The following is a 19,686-nucleotide window of genomic DNA, read 5'->3' as shown; positions in this document are numbered from 1 at the left end:
CCTCCCTCCGGGGGCGGACGACGGCGGGACTCTTGACGACAGGCCCTACGCCCGCCGGAAGTTGAGGGTCTCCCCCAGGGCTCCGGCCCGCCACAGGTCCTGGCAGGCGTCGGCCATCCGGTCCAGGCCGTCGACGACACTGCCCCACACGATGCCCGGCACCCAGCCCGCGTCACCGTTGATCAGCAGATTGTTGCGCTCGTAGAACAGCGCGAGGTCCACCACGGTGGCGCGGCCCTGGTGTTTTGCCTGGGTCTCGTAACCGTAGGACTTCGTCCCCAGTTGGGTGTCGGTGAAGGTGAAGTAGCACAGATCGCCGGGGATCGGGGTGATCGTCGGGTTCTCCAGCGGCGGCTCCTCCGGGGCGAACGGCGCGAGCAGGGCGTAGATCTCGTTGCGGGCGTATTTGGCGTGATAGACGTCGCCGCCCAGCGGGAGCGCGTCCCATACGGCATTGCAGGTGATCGGCGCGCGGTCGTCGAGCAACTTGGCCGTGCAGCTCACGCCGCGCTTGTCCAGGGAGACTTCGATGAAGCGATCGGTCATGCCCCGATCGTAGGTGGGCAATACCGGCGTACGGAACAACTCCGGGGCGCTTGCATCAAGGGCTGGAAACGATCGGCATATATGCCAGGCGTTCGGGTAGCCGCGCGCCCATGGCTCCACCACAGGAGAACACCAAAATGATCAAGAGAAAATTGGCCGGAGACATCCGGCGGCGAACGCTGCTCGCGGGGGTGGCGGCGCTCGGCGCGGCGGGTGCGATGGGAGCGGGCACGGGCTGCTCCCGCGTGGATGTCTCGGGGGCGACCGGGGGCGGACACCAGCTGGAAGACCTGCGGAAAAAGGGCACCGTCCGTATGGGCATCGCCAGCGAGCCGCCCTATGCCTCCATCAACAACAAGGGCGAGCTGACCGGCGAGGCCCCCGCGGTGGCCAAGACGATCTTCCGGCGGCTGGGCATCAAGAATTTCGAGCCGGTACCGGTCGAATTCGGCGCACTGGTGCCGGGACTGCACTCCTTCCAGTACGACGTGATCGTCGCCGGCATGTTCATCAACAAGGCCCGCTGTGCGGCCGTCCTCTTCTCCGACCCGGATTACGAGAGCAAGGACGCTTTCCTCGTACCCAAGGGCAACCCGAAAAATATCCACACCTATGCGGATATCGCCAAGAAGCACCTCCGGATGGGCTCCGGTATCGGTTATGCCGAGATCGACTACGCGGTCGGCAACGGCGTCAAGAAGAGCGCCATCCAGACCTACGGCGACCAGATCGCCGGGATGGAGGCCCTGGAGGCCGGCCGGATCGACGTCTTCGCCGGCACCGCGCTGACCATGATCGAGGCGCTGAAGACCGGCGCCCACCCCAAGGTCGAGATGACCCGGCCGTTCACGCCGGAGGTCGACGGCAAGCCCCAGCGCGACGGCGGCGGCTACGGCTTCCGGATCGGCGAGACCAGCCTGCGCGACGCCTTCAACCGCGAGCTGCAGAAGATGAAGAAGAGCGGCGAACTCCTGCGCATCGCCCGGCCGTACGGCTTCACCAAGGAGTTCCAGACCGACCTCACGGCGAAGGAGCTCTGCAAAAAGTGACCGGCGCCCTATGGCAACTCTTCTTCGAAGGTCTGTGGATCACCGTCCAGCTGATGGTCTACAGCGCCGCCCTGGCCGCGGTCGTCGCCTTCGGCGTCGGCCTGGCCCGCACCTCACGGTTCTGGATCGTCCGCTTCCTGTCCGGGGTCTATGTGGAGTTCTTCCGCGGCACCTCGGCCCTGGTGCTGATGTTCTGGCTGTTCTTCGCGCTGCCGCTGCTGGGCTGGCAGTTGGTCGGTATCTGGGCGGGCACCCTGGCGCTCGGCCTGTCGTACGGCGCGTACGGCTCCGAGATCGTCCGCGGCGCCGTCCAGGCGGTGGCCCCCGCCCAGCGCGAGGCGGCCATCGCACTGAGCTTCACGCCCTGGCAGCGGCTGCGGAAGGTGATACTGCCGCAGGCCGTCCCCGAGATGATGCCGCCCTTCAACAACCTGCTGATCGAACTGCTCAAGGGCACCGCGCTGGCCTCGCTGCTGTCCATCGGTGAACTCACCTTCCAGGCCAAGCTCGCCCGGCTGTCGACGGGCCAGAGCGCCCAGATCTACGGCATCATCCTCGTCCTGTACTTCGCGGTCGCGTTCGTGCTGACCCGGATCATGCGGGTGCTGGAGCGCCGCGCCAAGGCCTCGGTCGGCCGGGCGGTGCCCAAGGGTGAGGGCTGGTTCTCCCGCAAACTGCCCGTCGAGAAGCAGGGCCCCGAGGCGCTGGCCACCGGAGGAAAGCCGTGAACAACTGGTCATGGAGCTACGTCGGCGAGATCATGCCCGACATCCTCAAGGGCCTGTGGATCACCGTCCAGGCGACGATCTACGGCTCGCTGGTGTCCTTCGCGCTCGGGCTGGTGTGGGCGCTGGCCCTGCGGGCACCGAGCCGCTGGGTGACCTGGCCGGTCAGCATCTTCGTCGAGTTCATCCGCAACACCCCGCTGCTGGTACAGCTGTTCTTCCTGTTCTTCGTCCTGCCGACCTGGGGTCTGGCCTTCGCGCCGCTGACCACCGGTGTCATCGGCCTGGGCCTGCACTACTCGACGTACACCTCCGAGGTCTACCGCGCAGGTATCGACGGGGTGCCGCCCGGCCAGTGGGAGGCCGCCACGGCGCTGAGCCTGCCGCGCCGGCGCACCTGGACCGCGGTGATCCTTCCGCAGGCGTTCCGCCGGGTGGTGCCCGCGCTGGGCAACTACGTCATCGCGATGTTCAAGGACACGCCGCTGCTGGCCGGTATCACCGTCGCCGACATGCTCTTCGAGGCGAACAGCATCAGCGCCACCACCTTCGACTACCTGGAGCCGATCACCGTCGTCGGCATCCTCTTCGTGGTCATCTCCTACCCCACCTCCCTCCTCCTGCGAGCCCTGGAGCGTCGCCTTGTCCGCTGACCACACCCCCTCGAAAGACCCGGCCACCCCGGCGGACGGGACCTCCCCCCGGACGGAGTCCGGGGAAGGCACCGAGCTGATCCGCTTCGACAAGGTCACCAAGCGGTTCGGGGCCCACACGGTCCTGGACTCGCTGGATCTGAAGGTCTACTCGGGCAAGCACGTCACCCTCATCGGCCCGTCCGGTTCCGGCAAGACCACCATCCTGCGGCTGCTGATGACGCTGCTGAAGCCGGACGAGGGCACCATCCAGGTCGGCGGCAAGTACCTGACCCACGAGGAGAAGGGGGGCAAGCTCGTACCGGCCGGGGAGAAGCACTGCCGCGAGGTCCGCAAGAACATCGGCATGGTGTTCCAGCAGTTCAACCTCTTCCCGAACATGAAGGTGCTGCGGAACATCACCGAGGCGCCGGTACACGTCCTCGGGCTGGACAAGGACGCCGCCGAGGAGCGGGCCCGCGACCTCCTCGAACTGGTGGGCCTGACCGCGCACCTCGACAAGTACCCCACCCAGCTCTCCGGCGGCCAGCAGCAGCGGGTCGCCATCGCCCGGGCGCTGGCGATGCGCCCGCAGGTGCTGCTGCTGGACGAGGTGACCTCCGCGCTCGACCCGGAGCTGGTGGCCGGGGTGCTGGACGTCCTGCGGGACATCGCGCACACCACGGACATCACCATGCTGTGCGTCACCCACGAGATGAACTTCGCCCGGGACATCTCCGACTGCGTGATGATGTTCGACCAGGGGCGGGTGATCGAATTCGGACCGCCGGAGAAGATCTTCAGCGAGCCGGAGCACGAGCGCACCCGGGAATTCCTGAGCGCGGTGCTGTAGCGCGGTGCCGGAGAACGGCGCCGGAGCAGGGCAGCCCCGCCGGGCGCCGGGTCCGGTGTCGTGAGCTGACCCGGCGTCGTACGGCCGGAGTCGTACGGCCGGATTTGGCTCCCCGGGTTTCGGGGGACCGGGCGTCCGGCTTTCGGACCGACTCACGGAACCGGCCACAGATGTGGCCGGTTCCGTACCCTTCCGGGGCGCTCCCCCTCCCCCGTCCCGGGGTATACGGGTGCCGTGGGGCGCAAAGCACCAGGACACCGGGGGCACCTTGACCTTGGCATATGCCGAAGTCTCAAGCCCCGGTACAGAAACGGCAAGCACGCTTCTTTTCAGTCAAGACCCCCTCCCCCGAGGGCCGTTGACCGCTATCGTGAGGACAACGCCGTTGTCCGGGACCGGCCGCACAAGCGCCGGCCGAGACCGCCAACGACCGTCATGCCGCAAGCGGTAACAACCTGCTGGGGGGACACCGTGGCGCTGAAGCCCGAGCCGACCGCGCCGTTCCATTCGGTGCAGTACGCCCTTCGCGTGCTCGAAACGGTCTCCAGGCACACCAACGGTGTGACCGATGCGCAGATCGCCCGCGAGACGGGATTGTCCCCGGGCCAGCTCACCCACATGCTCTCGATGCTCCGGCGCGAGGGCTACGTCGAGCAGACCACCGACGGCGCGTACGTCGTAGGGGAATCGCTCCTGCTCCTGGGCGCGGGCGGCGACCACGACCAGGCGCTGCACGACAAGCTCCAGCTCACCCTCGACCACCTGCGCGACTCGGTCGGCGCGGCGGTCTACATCAGCCGGTACATCGACGGCGAGGTGAAGATCCTCCACTACGCCGACGGACCGCTGGCCCCCAAGGTCAACGAGTGGGCCGAATTCCACCGCACGGCGCACGCCAGCGCGGTCGGCAAGTGCCTGCTGGCGCAGCTCGACCACGACGGCCGCAAGGATCACCTCTCGCGCCACAAGACCGCCCGGCTCACCTCCCGGACGATCACCAACGAGAAGGTCCTGTTCCACAAGCTCGACAGCCAGCCGCCCACGGTCCCGGTCCTCGACCTCCAGGAGTACGCCGTCGGCACGGTCTGCGCGGCCGTACCGATCACCGCCGGTGCGACGGTCGGCTGCCTCGCCCTCTCCATGCCGCTGGAGCACGCCCACCGCCTGCGCCAGGCCGCCGACACCCTCAACCGCCAGGCCGCGCCGGTACTGCTGTCGCTGGCGATCTGAGGTCCTTCGCCCCGACCCGCTTCCGTGGTCATGAGCACCCTTCTCGACCAGGTAGTATTTCTTTCGTCAGCGCGCGCCGCTAGCTCAGTTGGTTAGAGCAGCTGACTCTTAATCAGCGGGTCCGGGGTTCGAGTCCCTGGCGGCGCACGTATGAAGTGGGCGTTTCCGGTTCTCCGGGGACGCCCACTTCGTTGTGCCGGGCCGTCGGGCGGGCCGTCCGTCGTGGGTCACCGGTCCAGGAGGTGGGCCCGGTCGTGGTCGCGGTACAGCGCCAGCAGTGCGGCGCGGTCCGCGGCGGTGAAGCGGCGATAGGTGCTGCCGGCCGGGCCGGCGGAGGTGACCGGGGACCACCAGACCGGCTCCGGGCACCGGAATCCGGTCCGGCGCAGGGCGGCCCGGTGCACCTTGTGGGTGGCGGTCACCGGCAGCGCGTCCAGGGTCCGTACGAACCGGGGAGCCATCTTCGTCCCGAGATCGGGCTGGGCGGCGAGGAAGGCCACGAAGCCGTCCGGGTCGAACGCCGCGCCGTCCCGCAGCGCCAGGGCCGCCATGACCTGGTCCCCCGCGACCGGGTCGGGGACCGCGTACACGGCCGCACCGGCCGCCGGGGCGTACCGGGCGAGGATGTTCTCGATCACCGCGGCGGCCAGGTTCTCGCTGTCGACCCGCAGCCGGTCATCCGTCCGCCCGGCGAAGTGGAAGAACCCCTCGGTGTCCCGGAAGAAGAGGTCGCCGGTCCAGTACCAGCCCGCGCCGGCCCGGCCTTCGCCCCGGCCGCGGGTGCGGGCGGCGGTCGCCTCGGGGTTGCGCCAGTAGCCCTCGAAGGAGCTGCGGCCGCGGTTGACCAGCTCACCTGTCGCCTCGCCCCCGTTCAGCAGCCGGCCCGCCGGGTCGAGGCGGGCGCGCGGCAGCTCCACGCCGGTCTCCGGATCGACGACGGCGAGATCGTCCCCGGGGGCCGCCCGGCCGATGGCGCCGGGCGGGGTGTCCGGGGTGCGCTGGATCGAGGCGCCGCCCTCGGAGGAGCCGTATCCCTCGGTCAGGCGGACGCCGAACCGTTCGGCGAAGCGGGCGGCGTCGACGGCGCCCGCCTCGGTGCCGAAGCCGCAGCGCAGCGTGTGGTCCCGGTCGTCGGGGGCGGGCGGGGTGGCGAGCAGGTACTGCACGGCCCGGCCGACGTAGGTGAAGTAGGTGGCCCCGTAGCGGCGCACATCGGGGAGGAAGGCGGAGGCCGAGAAGCGGCGGCGCAGCGCCACCGCGGCCCCTCCGGCCAGCGCCGGGGCCCAGCCGGCGATCACGGCATTGCCGTGGAACATCGGCATGCAGAGGTAGTGGACGTCATCCCGGCGCACCCCGAAGTACCTGGCCAGCGAGTGTCCGGCGGCGGCCAGCCGGCCCTGGGTGCACAGGGCGGCCTTGGGCGCGCCGGTGGAGCCGGAGGTGAAGTAGAGCAGCATCCGGGAGGCGGGGCCCGGGGTGCGGGTGGCGCCGTGTCCGCGTCCGCCGGCCGTGATCCCGTCGGGTGTCGCGCCCTCGTACGGCCCGAGCAGGTCCCGGTAGGCCGGGTCGTCCACGACGAGGATCCGCCGGGGCGGGATCGGGAGGTCCAGGCCCGCGAGCAGGGGCAGCTGGGCGCGTTCGGTGATCAGCAGCGCGCAGTCGGTATGACTGATGTCGCGGGCGAGTTCCGGCCCGCGGCGGGTGGGGTTGATCCCGGCGACCGCGGCCCCGGCGAGTGCCGCCGCGCTCAGCCACAGCGGGTACTCGGGCACATTGCCCAGCAACACCCCGAGATGCGGCTCGGCACCGCGCGGCAGCAGCTCCTCCAGCAGTGCCGCCCGCGCCGCGGCGCCGCCCGCCAGCTGGTGATGGGTGAGCACCAGGTCCTCGTACTTCGCTCCCACCCGGTGATCACCCCACTGCGCCCGGACGAGCCCCGCGACGGTGGCGGCGCCGGAACGTTCCTGACCGCTGGTGCCGTTGGCTGCCATGGCGTCGGAGGGTAGCTGACGTTGCGTCAGGTGGGGAGGGGTGAGGCCCCGCCTTCCCGGAGCCTGGCCGGGGGGGAGCCGGGGTGGCCCGGCGGGGGTGCGGTGCCGTGTCCCCCGCCGTGGCGTCGTGGGCGTCGTGGGCGTCAGGAGAGGTCGACATCCGAGCAGGCGTAGAAGGCGTTGCCCGTGTCGGCGATGTTCCAGATGCCGAGGATGATGTGGCGGCCGGATTTCCGGGCGGGGACGGTGCCCTGGTGCTGGACGGTTTCGCCCGGCCGGGCTCCGCCCATGGGGACCGTCATGAACGGCTGGGGCTCCAGGTCGGCGCGGGTGAGCGGCTTGCCGGGGTCGTAGCCGTCCTTGGTGATGAAGTACTTGAAGTCCGTGGTGGCATGGCGCGCCGTCAGCCGCCAGGTGAAGGTGTAGCCCTGCCCCGACGAGAGCTTGGTGCCGGGCCACCTTCCGCCGCGCGGGTCGTCCAGCTGGGCGAAGTTCCGCTGCCCGCCGGAACAGATCCTGCCGTCCGCCGGGCCGGCGGACGGGAAGCCCTTGGGGCCCTCGACGCTCTGCGGTTCGTACTGGATCGCGCCGCAATCCTTGACGGTGCCCTTGGCGCAGAGCGCCTGCCGGCTGGGCGGCGCGTCACTGTAGCCGTGGCTGGAGGCGCTGCCCGTCGAGAGGAGGGAGACACCGAGGACGCCGAGGCCGATCACGGCCGCACTGATCTTTTTGCGCATGCTTCGCTCCTGAAGAACGTGGGGGAGTTCCGTGCCGGGAGAAATGCAGTGCACTGCGATGCCGAACCGTGCGGTCTAGACCAAGTAGCAGAGTAGGACTGGGGCATTGGCATGTCCAGACCAATCACCGCGCGCGGTATGGCGCGGTTCCGTGCCGGGGGTGGGGAGGATCCGTGTGGGCGCGGAGCGACCCCCGGCCGCGTCCGGTCAGGTCACGTCAGGCCGGGTCGGGTCAGGTCGGGTCGGGTCGGGTCGGGTCAAGGTGAAGCCAGACCCAGCCGATGCTGGCCAGGTCAGGCTGCCGTCGTGAGCGGGGCCGTGGTGGGGCGGGCGGCGGCCTGGACGAGGGCCGTATAGGTGCGGCGGAGGGCGATCAGGGACTCCTGGGCCTCACGGTAGACGGCGGCGTCGGGACCGCCGCGGTGGGCGAGGGTCCGTACGGGTGCACAGTGGCGGTCCATCGCGCTGAGCCAGGCACGGTGCTGCGCCGGGAGATGGCGCCGCAGCAACTGGCGCCTGCCCTCGCCCATACGGCGTCCGCCGATACCCAGCACCGCTTCGGCCGCCTGGAGGACCGGCGGCTCCAGGGCACCCTGTTCGGCGAGCGCGCCGAGCACCGCACGCTGCTGCGGTGTGGCCGGCGCGGCCGTCAGTTCCGCCGCTTCGGCGAGGAGCTGGGCGCGCAGCGCATGCTGGACACGGACCAGGCGGCGCAGCGCCGTCGGGGTGGAGGAATCGTCGGGTGACCGGCCCGCAAGGGTTTCGGCGAGCCGGAAGAGCCAGATCCCGTGCGCCTCCAGACGGGTCGCGGCCAGCATCAGCCGGTCCAGACGGCTGAGCGGCTGGCCCTCCGGCGCCCAGCGGACGATCGGCACGAGCACTTCGGTGCGGGCCAGTTGGTCTATGGGGATATGGCGGCGGGGCTTGCGTTCGGGGACCCAGTTGTGGAGCGCGAGAGTGGGCAGGGCGACGAACTGATCGTGGTCGATGCGGTGGGCGATCGCCGCCCACAGGTCGAGAAACGCCTCGTCGGCGACCTCGCGAGCGGCCGGAGCCTGCGGGTCGAGTCCACCCCAGCCGCAGGAGACCGCGATCACCGCGATCCGCAGGGCGGCGGCCTCCGCGTTGCGTAGGGAGAGGCGGGAGACGCGTTGCCGCAGGGCGGACAACTCCCCGGCACGGCGAGCTCGTTCGACGAGCGCGATGGCGGCCTCACGGTCGGGCGCGACCGCGGCCGCGCGTGCCATGGCGTCCAGCCGGGTCCAGGTCCCGATCATGGAACGGACGGGCGGCCGCTCGGGCAGAAAGCCGTGGGCACAGGGGTCGTGCGGGGAGACGGAGGCAGGTTCGGCGGACGCGGCAGAAGAGGCGGGGGCGCCCTGGGTGGCCTGGGTGGCCGACGGTATGCCGGCGCCGGGAGCGGTCGCCGCCACGCCCGCAGGTCCCGTCGACACCCTGCCCCCGCCCGTAGCCGTGCCCGCGGACCGGGCCGCGGGCACACCCGCAGCCCCGGTGGGGCTCACGGCACCCGCCGCAGTCCCGGCCGTGGCCGCAGCCGTGGTGGCAGTCGCAGTCGTAGTCGTAGTCGTGATCATGATCGCCCTGTCCCCCCTCAGCACTTCCCGGCGAACAGCCGGGCCAGGTGAGTGTCCATGTCGAGATAGCGGTCCTCGTGGCCGGGCGGGACGATCGCCGTGGTCTGCTCCAGCCAGGCGGTCAGCTCGACCGCACGCACCGACAGCTCACACACGCTGTCATCGGTGGAGAGCTCGATGTGCACCCGACGGGATGCGCCCGGCCGGCGGAAGGACCACACCCGTACGTCCCCCTCACCTGCTTCGTCGTACAGCCCCGCCAGCAGCAGATCACGGGCGAACAGCCAGGTGGCCACCTTCTGGCCACGACTGATGAACGCGACCTCGACCTCGTAGGGGCGGTCACTGCGATAGCTGAACCGGCCGGCCACCGGAACCGCTTCGTCCGGCCCGAGGAGGAGCTGCATCTCAAGGGTGCGCTTGGCTGTCGACACCACGACGATCAACCTTTCCGACGGAGGGGCGAGTCCCGGGGACCCGGTCCGGGGCGCGCGTCCTGGCAGACGTTGCTGTGGAGGATGGGGTTGCAAAGGGGAGAGGAGGAGTGACGGACGCCATGGCCGACGCCCTCCGGGCGCGCTCCGTTCTTTTGTCCCGACGGTCGCTTCAGCCTCTCAACCGGCAGGAGATATCGCATGTTGACGGGGCAACTGATGGCTTACCGCCATGGAGCCCACGAAATCGATCTTCGTGGAGCAAGGCGGGCGGACCATGGGACGAAGGTCCTCGCACCAAGAGTCTTTTGCCCGCTATGGGGCGACTGTCCGATGAGGCAGGGGGACGGCCGGACGTCAGGGCGAGTGGCGGGGATCACATGGGACGAGCGCGTGAGTGCGGCGGCCGGGGGTACGGAGCACCCCTCGCGTTCGTGTAAAGTTCTTCAGGTCAGCGCGCGCCGCTAGCTCAGTTGGTTAGAGCAGCTGACTCTTAATCAGCGGGTCCGGGGTTCGAGTCCCTGGCGGCGCACGTAAGACTGAGGCCCCTCGCCATGCGGGGGGCCTCAGTCATGGGGCCGACCGGACGGACGCCCGCCCCGCCCCTCCTCCCGCCCTCCCCCACCCCGGACGGCGGCAGTCGGCTTCCTTGCGATCACAAACGGTAATGACCCGATCGCGCACAGATTCACCCGTCGGCGACACCCTCACTTTCACTCGGACTCACCGCTCCACCGCCCACGCCTTTCCGCCCTCACCCCCGGCCCCGCCCTCGGCCGACGGCCGCGATCCCGGCGACCACGGCGGACGAGCCGGACCGAGGCGGCGGCGACGAAGTCATAGCAACAGGACTCCGGAAATCGCGGCACCCTCACCCACGGAAGGCGCTTCCGGCACTCCCCCCGACGACGGTCGCCAATAGGCCGGGCAAGCGGAGTTTTCCTCGCCCCCTCCCGGGAAGTGGCCACACCTTCGGCCAAATCGGCATACTCGGAGGTAACTTCACCAGAGTCGACAAACGGGCCCAACGCGCCATGGAACTGCCCCTCGCCCGCCCGGCCGGCGCATTCCCGCAGCCGCCGGCCCGCACCGCACCTCCGACCCGTCAAGTCCTTTGAGCAGGAGGTTTGTTCAGGAGATGGCGACCTCCGCACCCTCCTCCGTACCCCACCCGGGAATCCCTCGGTGCGCCGGCCGCCTTTACCGGTTGATGGCGGATCGGCCGGGGAATTACCGGTCCGGAGTACTCTCTTTACGCACGGGGTTCCCCCGAACACTCAGAGCGATGAGGCGTCGGCAATTGCCCCGATAACCGTTGACAGCGGGAGAATTGACGCCAGTCCCGTATCAAAGTGACGTGCCACGTGCCACCCCCGGCCCCGTCTTGCGCACTCTTGTACACAATTCCCTGGACAACTCTTGCCATCACGACGGCGGTTAGGGAACCTGACCTGATCACTCGGCGAAATGAGGGCCGCATCCAGCCGAGTGGGACCAGTCGGGAACGCCGGATGGCGTGATGTGAACACGGGGAAATCGCCGCTTGGCAGGATCGCGGCAGCGTTGCAAACGCAACCGGAGGACGGCTGCCAACCGTTCGACGGTGCAGGCGGCCGACAGCAAAGCGCCCGAGTCGGTCGCGGGGGACCGCGGACTCGGGCCATCAGTACAGACGGCACGCAGCCAGTGTTGCGTGCGGGGGGATGGACTCATGACGTCGCCGCCTGACGGCTCCCGGCCGCAGCGCCCGTACGACCCGTCGGCCACGACGCGCCTGCGCGTGCCACGCCAGCAGCGGCAGCGGCGGACCCAGCGCAAACCGCTGCCGCGCTATGACTACGAGCACTACAGCCGGCTGGCCGGGCCGCTCACCCGGCCCGACCCGGACAAGCCCTACAAGGTCCGCTACCGCTCGCTGCTCGCGGACGAACCGCACCGCATACGGGCAGCCCTGCTGCTCGGCGCCGCGCCGCTGGTCTCGTTCGGGCTGCTGGTCTGGCTGATGCAGCCGAACCACTGGACAGAACGCGACTACCCCGCCTACGACTTCCTGCCGGCGCTGGACGTCGTCATGCTGGTCTCGATCGGGCTGATCGAGCTGTTCCGGTGCATGAATGTGCTGTCCAACGCGCATGCCACCCTGGTCGCCCGCGACCCCGTCCCGGTCATACCCGAGAGCGGCACCCGGGTCGCCTTCCTCACCTCGTTCGTACCGGGCAAGGAACCCCTCGCCATGGTGACGAAGACGCTGGAGGCGGCGGTCAAGATCCGCCACCGCGGTCTGCTGCACGTCTGGCTGCTGGACGAGGGCGACGACCCCGAGGTCAAGGAGGTCTGCCGGCGCCTGGGCGTCCACCACTTCAGCCGCAAGGGCGTCCCGGAGTGGAACCAGGCCAAGGGCCCGCACCGCGCCAAGACCAAGCACGGCAACTACAACGCCTGGCTGCAGGCGCACGGCGACGCCTATGACTACTTCGCCTCCGTCGACACCGACCATGTGCCGCTGCCCAACTACCTGGAGCGGATGCTGGGCTTCTTCCGCGACCCGGACGTCGGCTTCGTCATCGGCCCGCAGGTGTACGGCAATTACGACACCTTCGTCACCAAGGCCGCCGAGTCGCAGCAGTTCCTCTTCCATGCGCTGGTCCAGCGGGCCGGCAACCGCTATGGCGCCCCGATGTTCGTCGGCACGTCCAACGCCGTGCGCATCAGCGCGCTGAAGCAGATCGGCGGGCTGTACGACTCGATCACCGAGGACATGGCGACCGGCTTCGAGATGCACCGGCACAGCAACCCGCAGACCGGGAAGAAGTGGCGCTCGGTCTACACGCCCGACGTGCTCGCGGTCGGCGAGGGGCCCACGGCCTGGACGGACTTCTTCACCCAGCAGCTGCGCTGGTCGCGCGGGACGTACGAAACGATCCTCAAGCAGTTCTGGAAGGCGCCGTTCACGCTGCCCGCGGGCCGGCTCTTCAACTACACCATGATGGTGATCTTCTACCCGATGTCGGCGCTGAACTGGATCCTGGCGGCGCTCAGTTGTGCGCTGTTCCTGGGCCTGGGGGCCTCGGGCGTGCAGATCGATCCCGCGGTGTGGATGATGCTCTACGGCAATGCCTCGGCGCTGCAGATCGGCCTGTACATCTGGAACCGGCGGCACAATGTCTCGCCGCACGAGCCGGAGGGCTCCGGCGGGGTCGCCGGCATGGTGATGTCCGCGCTGTCCGCGCCGATCTACGCCCGGTCGCTGTTCGATACGGTGCTGCGCCGCAAGAGCAAGTTCGTGGTCACGCCGAAGGGCGACTCGTCCAGCCCGGACACGCTCTTCGGGACGTTCCGGGTGCACCTGTTCTTCCTGCTCGTCTTCGGGGGCTCGCTGGTCGCGTCGTTCGTGCTGGGGCACAGCCACCCGGCGATGGTCACCTGGGCCACGCTCGCGATGCTGATCACCGCCGCGCCGATCATCGCCTGGCGGGTGTCCGTACGGGGTGAGGAGCGGAAGCGGAGGGCGGCGGCTGCTCCCGGGGGTGCCGAGGGCGTGGGTGCCGACGGAGCCGCCGGTGGTGCCACGGACGGTGCGGTGCCTTCCGCCGCTCCGGACGCCGGCCGGTCGGCCGCTCCTTCCACCGGCCCTTCCGCCGGCCCGTCCGTGGGCCCGTCCGTGGGCCCCGACCAGGCTCCCGGCCAGGCCCCTGACCAGGGCCATGGTCAGACCACTGAGCAGGCCGACGCCCCGGCCGTCAGCTCCGAACAAACCCTGCAGATCGCCCTTGGGGGACGTCACACATGAAGTACCGTCCGAACCGTCGCACCCGCCGAGTGGCGATAGCGGCGGCGGTGGTGCTCGCGCTCGCCGCGATGAACGGGCCGGCCCTCTACGGCTTCGCCTCGGAGCAGTACCACCAGTACAAGATCAACGAGCCCGGCTACAAGGCGGCGAACGGCCACTGGGACGTCGTCAACGTCCCCGACAAGTACCGCATCAACACCATCCACGCGGCCCTGCTGCACACCGGGAAGGTGCTGCTGGTCGCCGGCTCCGGCAACAACGCGGCCAACTTCAAGGCCAAGTCGTTCCGTACGGTCCTGTGGGATCCGGAGAAGAACACCTTCAAGAACATCCCCACGCCCAAGGACCTCTTCTGCTCCGGGCACACCCAGCTGCCCGACGGCAAGCTGCTGGTGGCCGGCGGGACCCAGCGCTACGAGAAGCTGAACGGCGATGTGAAGAAGGCCGGCGGCCTCATGATCGTCTACAACGAGGACCCGGACGCCCCGAGGACCTTCCCGGCCGGCACGCTCTTCACCGGCAAGAAGAACGGCAAGACCTTCGCCTCCAAGGACCCGGTCGTGGTGCCGCGGGCGAAGAAGAAGACCGACCCGAAGACCGGCAAGGTCACGGTGGTGCACAGCGAGGCGCGGGTCTATGTCGAAGCCCTCAAGGACGGCCGCGGCTACTCCACCGGCTCCCAGGACAACTACCGCATCCACGGCCTGACCGGCGCGGCCGCCCACAACTTCTACGGCATCGCGCAGAAGTTGTCCTTCGACAAGAAGGACTTCCAGGGGATCAAGGACTCCTTCGAGTTCGACCCGGTGGCCGAGCGCTACGTACCCGTGGACCCGATGAACGAGGCCCGCTGGTACCCGACGCTCACCACGCTGCAGGACGGCAAGGTCCTCTCCGTCTCCGGGCTGGACGAGATCGGGCAGGTCGTCCCCGGCAAGCAGGAGGTCTACGACCCGAAGACTAAGGAGTGGACCTACCTGCCCAAGCGGCGCTTCTTCCCGACCTACCCGGCGCTCTTCCTCACCGACCAGGGCCGGATCTTCTACACCGGCTCCAACGCCGGCTACGGCCCGGACAACATCGGCCGCACCCCCGGCATCTGGGACCTGAAGTCCAACAAGTTCCAGGTCGTGCCCGGGATGAGCGATCCGAAGATCCTGGAGACCTCGATGTCGGTGCTGCTGCCGCCGGCCCAGGAGCAGCGGTACATGGTGCTGGGCGGAGGCGGGGTCGGCGAGGACCCGAAGTCCACGGACAAGACCCGCATCGTGGATCTGCACGCCCCGTCGCCGCGCTTCAAGGACGGTCCTCCGCTGTATGCGAAGGCCCGCTACCCGAGCAGCGTGATCATGCCGGACGACACCGTGCTGACCACGAACGGCTCCGGTGACTACCGCGGCCGCAGCGACTCCAACATCCTCAAGGCGGAGCTGTACGACCCGGCGGCCAACTCCGCCCGCCAGGTGGCCGACCCGCTGGTGGGCCGTAACTACCACTCGGGTGCGCTGCTGCTGCCCGACGGCCGGGTGATGACCTTCGGCTCGGACTCCCTCTACGCCGACAAGGACAACACCAAGCCGGGCGTCTTCCAGCAGCAGATCGACCTCTACACCCCGCCGTACCTCTACCGGAAGTCGCGCCCCGAGCTGACGGAGAAGGGGCCGAAGACGGTCTCGCTCGGCAGCAGCGCGACCTTCGGCTCCCCGCACGCCGACGGCATCAAGAAGATGCGGCTGATGCGCCCCGGCTCGTTCACCCATGTCACCAATGTCGAACAGCGCTCGATCGCACTGGACTTCACGGTGGCCAAGGGCGGGGACGGCGTGACGGTCACCCTGCCCAAGGACCCGTCGCTGGTGCCGCCCGGGTGGTACATGCTGAACGCGGTCGACGGGCACGGCACGCCGTCCAAGGCGGTGTGGGTGAAGGTGCCGGCGACTCAGAGTCGGTGAGGGTGAGGGCGGCAGATGCCGCAGGGGGCCCGGCCGGGCCTGCTGCGGCATCTGCCGCCCGCTGCGGCCGCTATTCGGCGCTCCGGGCCAGCCCGAGGGCGTACTGGGGCCACCAGGTGCCCGCCTTGGGGCCGCCCTTGCAGGTGCCGTCCGACTCCCCCGGGCGTTTGATCCACAGGTAGGCGGCTATTCGGGGGTCGCCGGTCTTGGTGGTCGGCGCGGTGCCCAGGGCGCGGCCGGGCGGGTTGCACCAGTTTTCCGGGTCGTCCCCGCCGGGGGCCGGGCCGTTGCCGTTGCGGCTGGTGTCGATGACGAAGGGCTTGCCGCCGACCATGGCGGACAGCCGCTTGCCGTACTTCGTGTTCTCCGCTGTGGTCTGGTAGTTGGAAATGTTCAGCGCGAAGCCGTCGGCGCGGTCGATGCCGGCCCGCTTGAGGGGTTCGACCATCTGGCCCGGGTCCTTGATCCAGTGGGGATTGCCGGCGTCCAGATAGACCTTGGTGCGGGGCAGCGCCTTGAGCTTGCCGACCGCCTCCGTCAGCAGGGCGTAGCGCTCCTCGTGGAACTGCTGCGGTGTGCACTTGTCCGCGATGTGCGGCAGCGCGTCGGGCTCCAGGATGACGGTGGTCGCGCGGTCGCCGATGCCTTTGAGTACGCCGTCCAGCCAGCTCCGGTAGGCGTTGCCGTCGGCCGCGCCGCCCTGGGAGTAACGGCCGCAATCGCGGTGCGGGATGTTGTAGAGGACGAGCAGCGCCTCGCGGTCGGCCTTGGCGGCCGCCTGGGTGAAGCCGCGCGCCTCCCCCTGGGGGTCGTCGACACCTATCCATTCCGCGACCGGCTGCGCCGCGATCTTGTTGGCCAGGCGGGCGTCCGCGGCCTTGCCCTCGTCGCCGTAGTCGGCTACCTGACGGGCCGCCTTGCTGTCGGGGTTGACCCAGAACGGGGCGACGGCCTTGGGGCGTTGGCCCGGTCTGGCCGGAACGCTGTCGTCACTGTCGCCGGACGAGGAGCAGCCGGCGAGCAGCAGCAGGGCCAGTGCCCCCACCGCCGTCCTCGTCGAGGCCGCCCCGGCATGCGCGGTCCGCCGCCGGCCGCCGCGGGGCCCGCCGGGCGGACCGGCACCGGCCGTCCGTCGCAGATCGCCGTACATCCACTCCCCCTCGGAACATCGAACAGGGCCGGCGGGGACCGCCGGTCTCACCATCGTGGCACACGGGCATCCGCCGGGGTCGGCCTGTGGACGGGCTGTCCACAGGCTGCTAAGACGCTTGACGAATGGCGCTCGTGGTGGTTCAGCCGCCCCGTGTGCCCTCGGCCTGAAGGGACGTCAAATAGGCCGACACCACGACCACGTTCGAGGCCTCGCTGCCACGAACAGGCGGGGCGGCGTGGCCATGACCGCCGTTGCCGTCGCCGCCGTCGTCGAAGACGATCAGCCGGAGTTCGGAGCGGCCCCGGTCGCGGGCGGCGTAGGTCCGGCGCGCGTCGAAGTGGTCGCGGTCGTAGAGGTGGACGTCCTCGACGGTGAAGCGTGCGGTACTGCCGTCGGAGCGCTGGATGTCCACCCGCTCCCCCGGCCTGAGGGCGGTCAGGCGGTGCACGAGGGCGTGCCGGGCACCTGGGTCGCGGTCGGCGCCGCCCCGGCCCGCGAGCAGCGCCACGCCCGCCTCGCCCGGTCGCGGCCCGTCGGCGTACCAGCCGACGAGGGCCGGGGAGGTGTCCGGGGGCGGGGTGAGGATGCCGTGCGCGTCGAGGCCCCGTGCGACGATGCCGCCCTCCCGTACACCGAGGGCGTCGATGGTGAGGCCCACGGGCTCCGCCTTCACGGCGGCGGGCAGCGGCGCATGCGCCTGCGGAGGGGCCTGACGGCCCAACGGGCGCCCGACGGCGGCGACATCACCCGTCGTGGCGAGCTGCGCGGCCACCCCGTCCGCCAGGTCGCGCCCCCACAGCCACAGCCCCAGCAGCAGCACGGCCCAGGCCACACCGGCGAGGAGCTTTCCGGGGGCGGTGGCCGGATGGCGACCGGGGTGGCGGCTGGGGCGGCGGTTGAGGCAGGGGGTGTGAGCGGGGGCGGGGGCGGAGCTGGTGCCGGTGTTAAGGCTGGGGTTGGGGCCGGGGCGGCGGCTGTGGGGGCTGTGGCCAGGGGCGAGGCCGAGGTTGGTGCCGGGTGGGGCGAAGGGGCTGTGGGGGCTGTGAGGAGCATGGGCGCGGAGGGCGCCGGACGGGGTGAAGGTGCCGGAAGGGGTGGAGGTGCCGCGTGTGCCCGACAGGGCCGGCCCCCCGGCCCTTGCCCCGGCCCTTGCCCCAGCCCTGGCCTCGGCCCTCCCCTGCTCCTCAGTACTCACTTGCCCGTCACTACTCACCCGTTCCTCAGTGCTCATCGGCCTCACCCCGCCGCTCGCGGCGCAGTCGCATCCGGAGCCGGAGCAGCTGGCCCGCGATGACCAGGACCGCGCCGCCGGCCAGCACCAGGCCCACGGCCGAGGTGCTGCTCAGCTCGCGACTCGGCGAGGCCTCGGCGGGTACGCCGGTGCGGGGGGCCCGCGCGGGACGGACCGTGGGAGCGGGGTGGGCGGCCGGCACGGGGGCGACCGCGGCAGGGCTCGCCCGGACAAGAGCCGCCGAGGCAGGCGTCGCCGGGGCAAGGGCCGCCGGGGCAAGGGCCGCGGCGACCGTTCCGGTCCCGGTGGCGCGAGCGTCCCCGCCGTACACGGGCGACGTCATCACCGCGCAGGCCGCGACCGCGGCGCAGAGAGCAAGGTGCCGTGAGCGCATGGTGAACCTCCGATACCTCCGAAGGTCCGCCCGTGCGAGCCCGGCCGCATCCGGTAACGGCCGGGGCTGCGCCGTTCGGGTGGGCTGCGGGACCAGCGCAGGACGCCCGTGGCCGCCGGACGCCGATCGCCCCGGCTCACGCCCCCTCGGCGCCGCTCACACCAGGTCGATGAGGTCCGCGATCGAGTCCACCACACGGGAGGGCCGGAACGGGTGCCGGTCGACCTCCTCGGGACGGGTCAGTCCGGTCAGTACGAGGAAGGTCTCCATGCCCGCCTCCAGTCCGGCCAGCACATCGGTGTCCATCCGGTCGCCGATCATCGCGGAGGTCTCGGAGTGGGCGCCGATGACGTTGAGCCCGTGCCGCATCATCAGCGGGTTGGGCTTGCCGACGAAGTACGGGTCGACGCCCGTCGCCTTGGTGATCAGCGCGGCCACCGAGCCGGTCGCGGGCAGCGCGCCCTGCGGGGAGGGGCCGGTCTCGTCGGGGTTGGTGGCGATGAACCGCGCCCCCTCGTTGATCAGCCGGATCGCCTTCGTCAGCGCCTCGAAGCTGTAGGTGCGGGTCTCACCGAGGACGACATAGTCCGGGGAGTGGTCGGTCAGGACGTAGCCGATGTCGTGCAGGGCGGTGGTCAGGCCCGCCTCCCCGATGACGTACGCGGTGCCGCCGGGCCGCTGGTCGTCCAGGAACTGGGCGGTGGCCAGCGCGGAGGTCCAGATGGACTCCCACGGCACCTCCAGCCCGATGCGGTTCAGGCGGGCGTGCAGGTCACGCGGGGTGTAGATGGAATTGTTGGTCAGCACGAGAAAGGGCTTGCCCGACTCTCGCAGCCGCTTGATGAAGGCGTCCGCCCCGGGAACCGGAATGCCCTCGTGCATCAGGACGCCGTCCATGTCGGTGAGCCATGACTCGATCGGCTTGCGCTCTGCCACTGCCGGACTCCTGCCGTGCGTGTTGACCAGGGGCGCCGGCCGTCTCCGCCCGTGCCGTGGGCCATGCGAGTGACCCACGCCTCGTACGTACGGCCGACGCCACCACCCTAAGTCAGCGGGCGGTACCCCTGACCCGGCGGTGACTCCTGATCTCCGGCTCCCGTCGGCACCTCCGCACCCCGGCTCTCGGCGATCCGAAGCACATCGGAGAGCGACTCGGCGAGCCGCTCCGCGAGAAAGCGCAGCTCACCATCCGATACCCGGCGGGAATGGAGCATCGCGCGCGCATGCCCGAGTAATTCGACACCCATCCCGAGTTGCGTCGCCTCCACCTCGTCGGCCAGGCGCGAGACAGGGCCGTCCCCTTCTCCTATGAGGTAGCAGGGTTTGCCCTCGGAGCCGGACCACGGAAGCAGTCGAGGCTGCTGATGCTGAGGC

16 protein-coding genes and 2 tRNA genes are annotated in these 19,686 nt (G+C 70.2%); 9 read left to right on the top strand and 9 right to left on the bottom strand.

Translation table 11 applies throughout. The features are described from left to right. Positions 1-45 precede the first annotated feature (45 nt). Complete coding sequence (locus ABZ851_RS05030; protein WP_088802066.1) at positions 46-546, bottom strand: DUF3830 family protein; 501 nt, start codon at positions 544-546, stop codon at positions 46-48. A 110-nt stretch (positions 547-656) separates the two neighbouring features. Between ABZ851_RS05030 and ehuB the strand changes: the two genes are divergently transcribed. The 6 genes from ehuB to ABZ851_RS05000 all read left to right on the top strand — a co-directional run bounded on the left by ehuB (position 657) and on the right by ABZ851_RS05000 (position 5,182). Beyond that, positions 657-1,595 carry an ectoine/hydroxyectoine ABC transporter substrate-binding protein EhuB gene (gene ehuB, locus ABZ851_RS05025; protein ID WP_361122274.1) on the top strand — a complete coding sequence of 313 codons (939 nt, stop codon included), beginning with the start codon at positions 657-659 and terminating at the stop codon, positions 1,593-1,595. Next, positions 1,592-2,323 carry an ectoine/hydroxyectoine ABC transporter permease subunit EhuC gene (gene ehuC, locus ABZ851_RS05020; RefSeq protein ID WP_361122271.1) on the top strand — a complete coding sequence of 244 codons (732 nt, stop codon included), beginning with the start codon at positions 1,592-1,594 and terminating at the stop codon, positions 2,321-2,323. The genes ehuB and ehuC overlap by 4 nt, the downstream gene beginning before the upstream one ends. Before the next feature lie 32 nt (positions 2,324-2,355). Next, positions 2,356-2,973: an ectoine/hydroxyectoine ABC transporter permease subunit EhuD gene (ehuD, locus tag ABZ851_RS05015; protein WP_361123723.1), complete on the top strand. Its 618-nt coding sequence runs from the start codon at positions 2,356-2,358 to the stop codon at positions 2,971-2,973. Between the two features lie 76 nt (positions 2,974-3,049). Next, positions 3,050-3,805, top strand: a complete 756-nt coding sequence (ehuA, locus tag ABZ851_RS05010; protein WP_361123720.1) for an ectoine/hydroxyectoine ABC transporter ATP-binding protein EhuA — start codon at positions 3,050-3,052, stop codon at positions 3,803-3,805. Between the two features lie 471 nt (positions 3,806-4,276). Next, on the top strand, positions 4,277-5,035 hold the full coding sequence (locus ABZ851_RS05005) for an IclR family transcriptional regulator C-terminal domain-containing protein (protein WP_361122268.1): 759 nt from the start codon (positions 4,277-4,279) through the stop codon (positions 5,033-5,035). A 73-nt stretch (positions 5,036-5,108) separates the two neighbouring features. Then, positions 5,109-5,182: transfer RNA gene (locus tag ABZ851_RS05000), tRNA-Lys, on the top strand. 80 nt (positions 5,183-5,262) lie between these two features. Here ABZ851_RS05000 and ABZ851_RS04995 read toward each other — a convergent pair. The 4 genes from ABZ851_RS04995 to ABZ851_RS04980 all read right to left on the bottom strand — a co-directional run bounded on the left by ABZ851_RS04995 (position 5,263) and on the right by ABZ851_RS04980 (position 9,795). Continuing rightward, positions 5,263-7,026, bottom strand: a complete 1,764-nt coding sequence (locus ABZ851_RS04995) for an AMP-binding protein (protein ID WP_361122265.1) — start codon at positions 7,024-7,026, stop codon at positions 5,263-5,265. Positions 7,027-7,169: 143 nt separating this feature from the next. Then, on the bottom strand, positions 7,170-7,763 hold the full coding sequence (locus ABZ851_RS04990; RefSeq protein ID WP_361122262.1) for a lytic polysaccharide monooxygenase auxiliary activity family 9 protein: 594 nt from the start codon (positions 7,761-7,763) through the stop codon (positions 7,170-7,172). Between the two features lie 293 nt (positions 7,764-8,056). Further along, entirely contained in the window at positions 8,057-9,217 is a 1,161-nt protein-coding gene (locus ABZ851_RS04985; RefSeq protein ID WP_361122259.1) for a hypothetical protein, read from the bottom strand. Between the two features lie 158 nt (positions 9,218-9,375). Further along, positions 9,376-9,795: an SsgA family sporulation/cell division regulator gene (locus tag ABZ851_RS04980; RefSeq protein WP_336052432.1), complete on the bottom strand. Its 420-nt coding sequence runs from the start codon at positions 9,793-9,795 to the stop codon at positions 9,376-9,378. Between the two features lie 455 nt (positions 9,796-10,250). Between ABZ851_RS04980 and ABZ851_RS04975 the strand changes: the two genes are divergently transcribed. The 3 genes from ABZ851_RS04975 (at position 10,251) to ABZ851_RS04965 (ending at position 15,534) form a co-directional block, all read left to right on the top strand. After that, positions 10,251-10,324: transfer RNA gene (locus ABZ851_RS04975), tRNA-Lys, on the top strand. 1,179 nt (positions 10,325-11,503) lie between these two features. Beyond that, positions 11,504-13,582, top strand: a complete 2,079-nt coding sequence (locus ABZ851_RS04970) for a cellulose synthase catalytic subunit (protein WP_361122256.1) — start codon at positions 11,504-11,506, stop codon at positions 13,580-13,582. Next, complete coding sequence (locus tag ABZ851_RS04965; protein ID WP_361122253.1) at positions 13,579-15,534, top strand: kelch motif-containing protein; 1,956 nt, start codon at positions 13,579-13,581, stop codon at positions 15,532-15,534. Before ABZ851_RS04970 ends, ABZ851_RS04965 begins: the two co-directional genes overlap by 4 nt. 70 nt (positions 15,535-15,604) lie before the next feature. On the opposite strand, the gene ABZ851_RS04960 is transcribed toward ABZ851_RS04965, so the two are convergent. The 4 genes from ABZ851_RS04960 to ABZ851_RS04945 all read right to left on the bottom strand — a co-directional run bounded on the left by ABZ851_RS04960 (position 15,605) and on the right by ABZ851_RS04945 (position 19,248). Next, positions 15,605-16,684 carry a glycoside hydrolase family 6 protein gene (locus ABZ851_RS04960; RefSeq protein WP_361122251.1) on the bottom strand — a complete coding sequence of 360 codons (1,080 nt, stop codon included), beginning with the start codon at positions 16,682-16,684 and terminating at the stop codon, positions 15,605-15,607. 142 nt (positions 16,685-16,826) lie between these two features. Further along, a complete protein-coding gene (locus tag ABZ851_RS04955) occupies positions 16,827-17,519 on the bottom strand; it encodes a class F sortase (protein ID WP_361122248.1) in 693 nt (230 codons plus the stop codon). A 388-nt stretch (positions 17,520-17,907) separates the two neighbouring features. Beyond that, positions 17,908-18,312, bottom strand: coding sequence for a hypothetical protein (locus ABZ851_RS04950; protein WP_361122245.1), 405 nt, complete (start codon positions 18,310-18,312; stop codon positions 17,908-17,910). Between the two features lie 156 nt (positions 18,313-18,468). After that, on the bottom strand, positions 18,469-19,248 hold the full coding sequence (locus ABZ851_RS04945) for an HAD-IIA family hydrolase (RefSeq protein WP_088797813.1): 780 nt from the start codon (positions 19,246-19,248) through the stop codon (positions 18,469-18,471). Positions 19,249-19,686: the final 438 nt, after the last annotated feature.

Source organism: Streptomyces sp. NPDC047049, assembly GCF_040643995.1.
GTDB classification, from domain to species: domain Bacteria; phylum Actinomycetota; class Actinomycetes; order Streptomycetales; family Streptomycetaceae; genus Streptomyces; species Streptomyces mooreae.
Note: the sequence above shows the minus strand (reverse complement) of the source record. Positions and strands in the feature narration are given on the sequence as shown.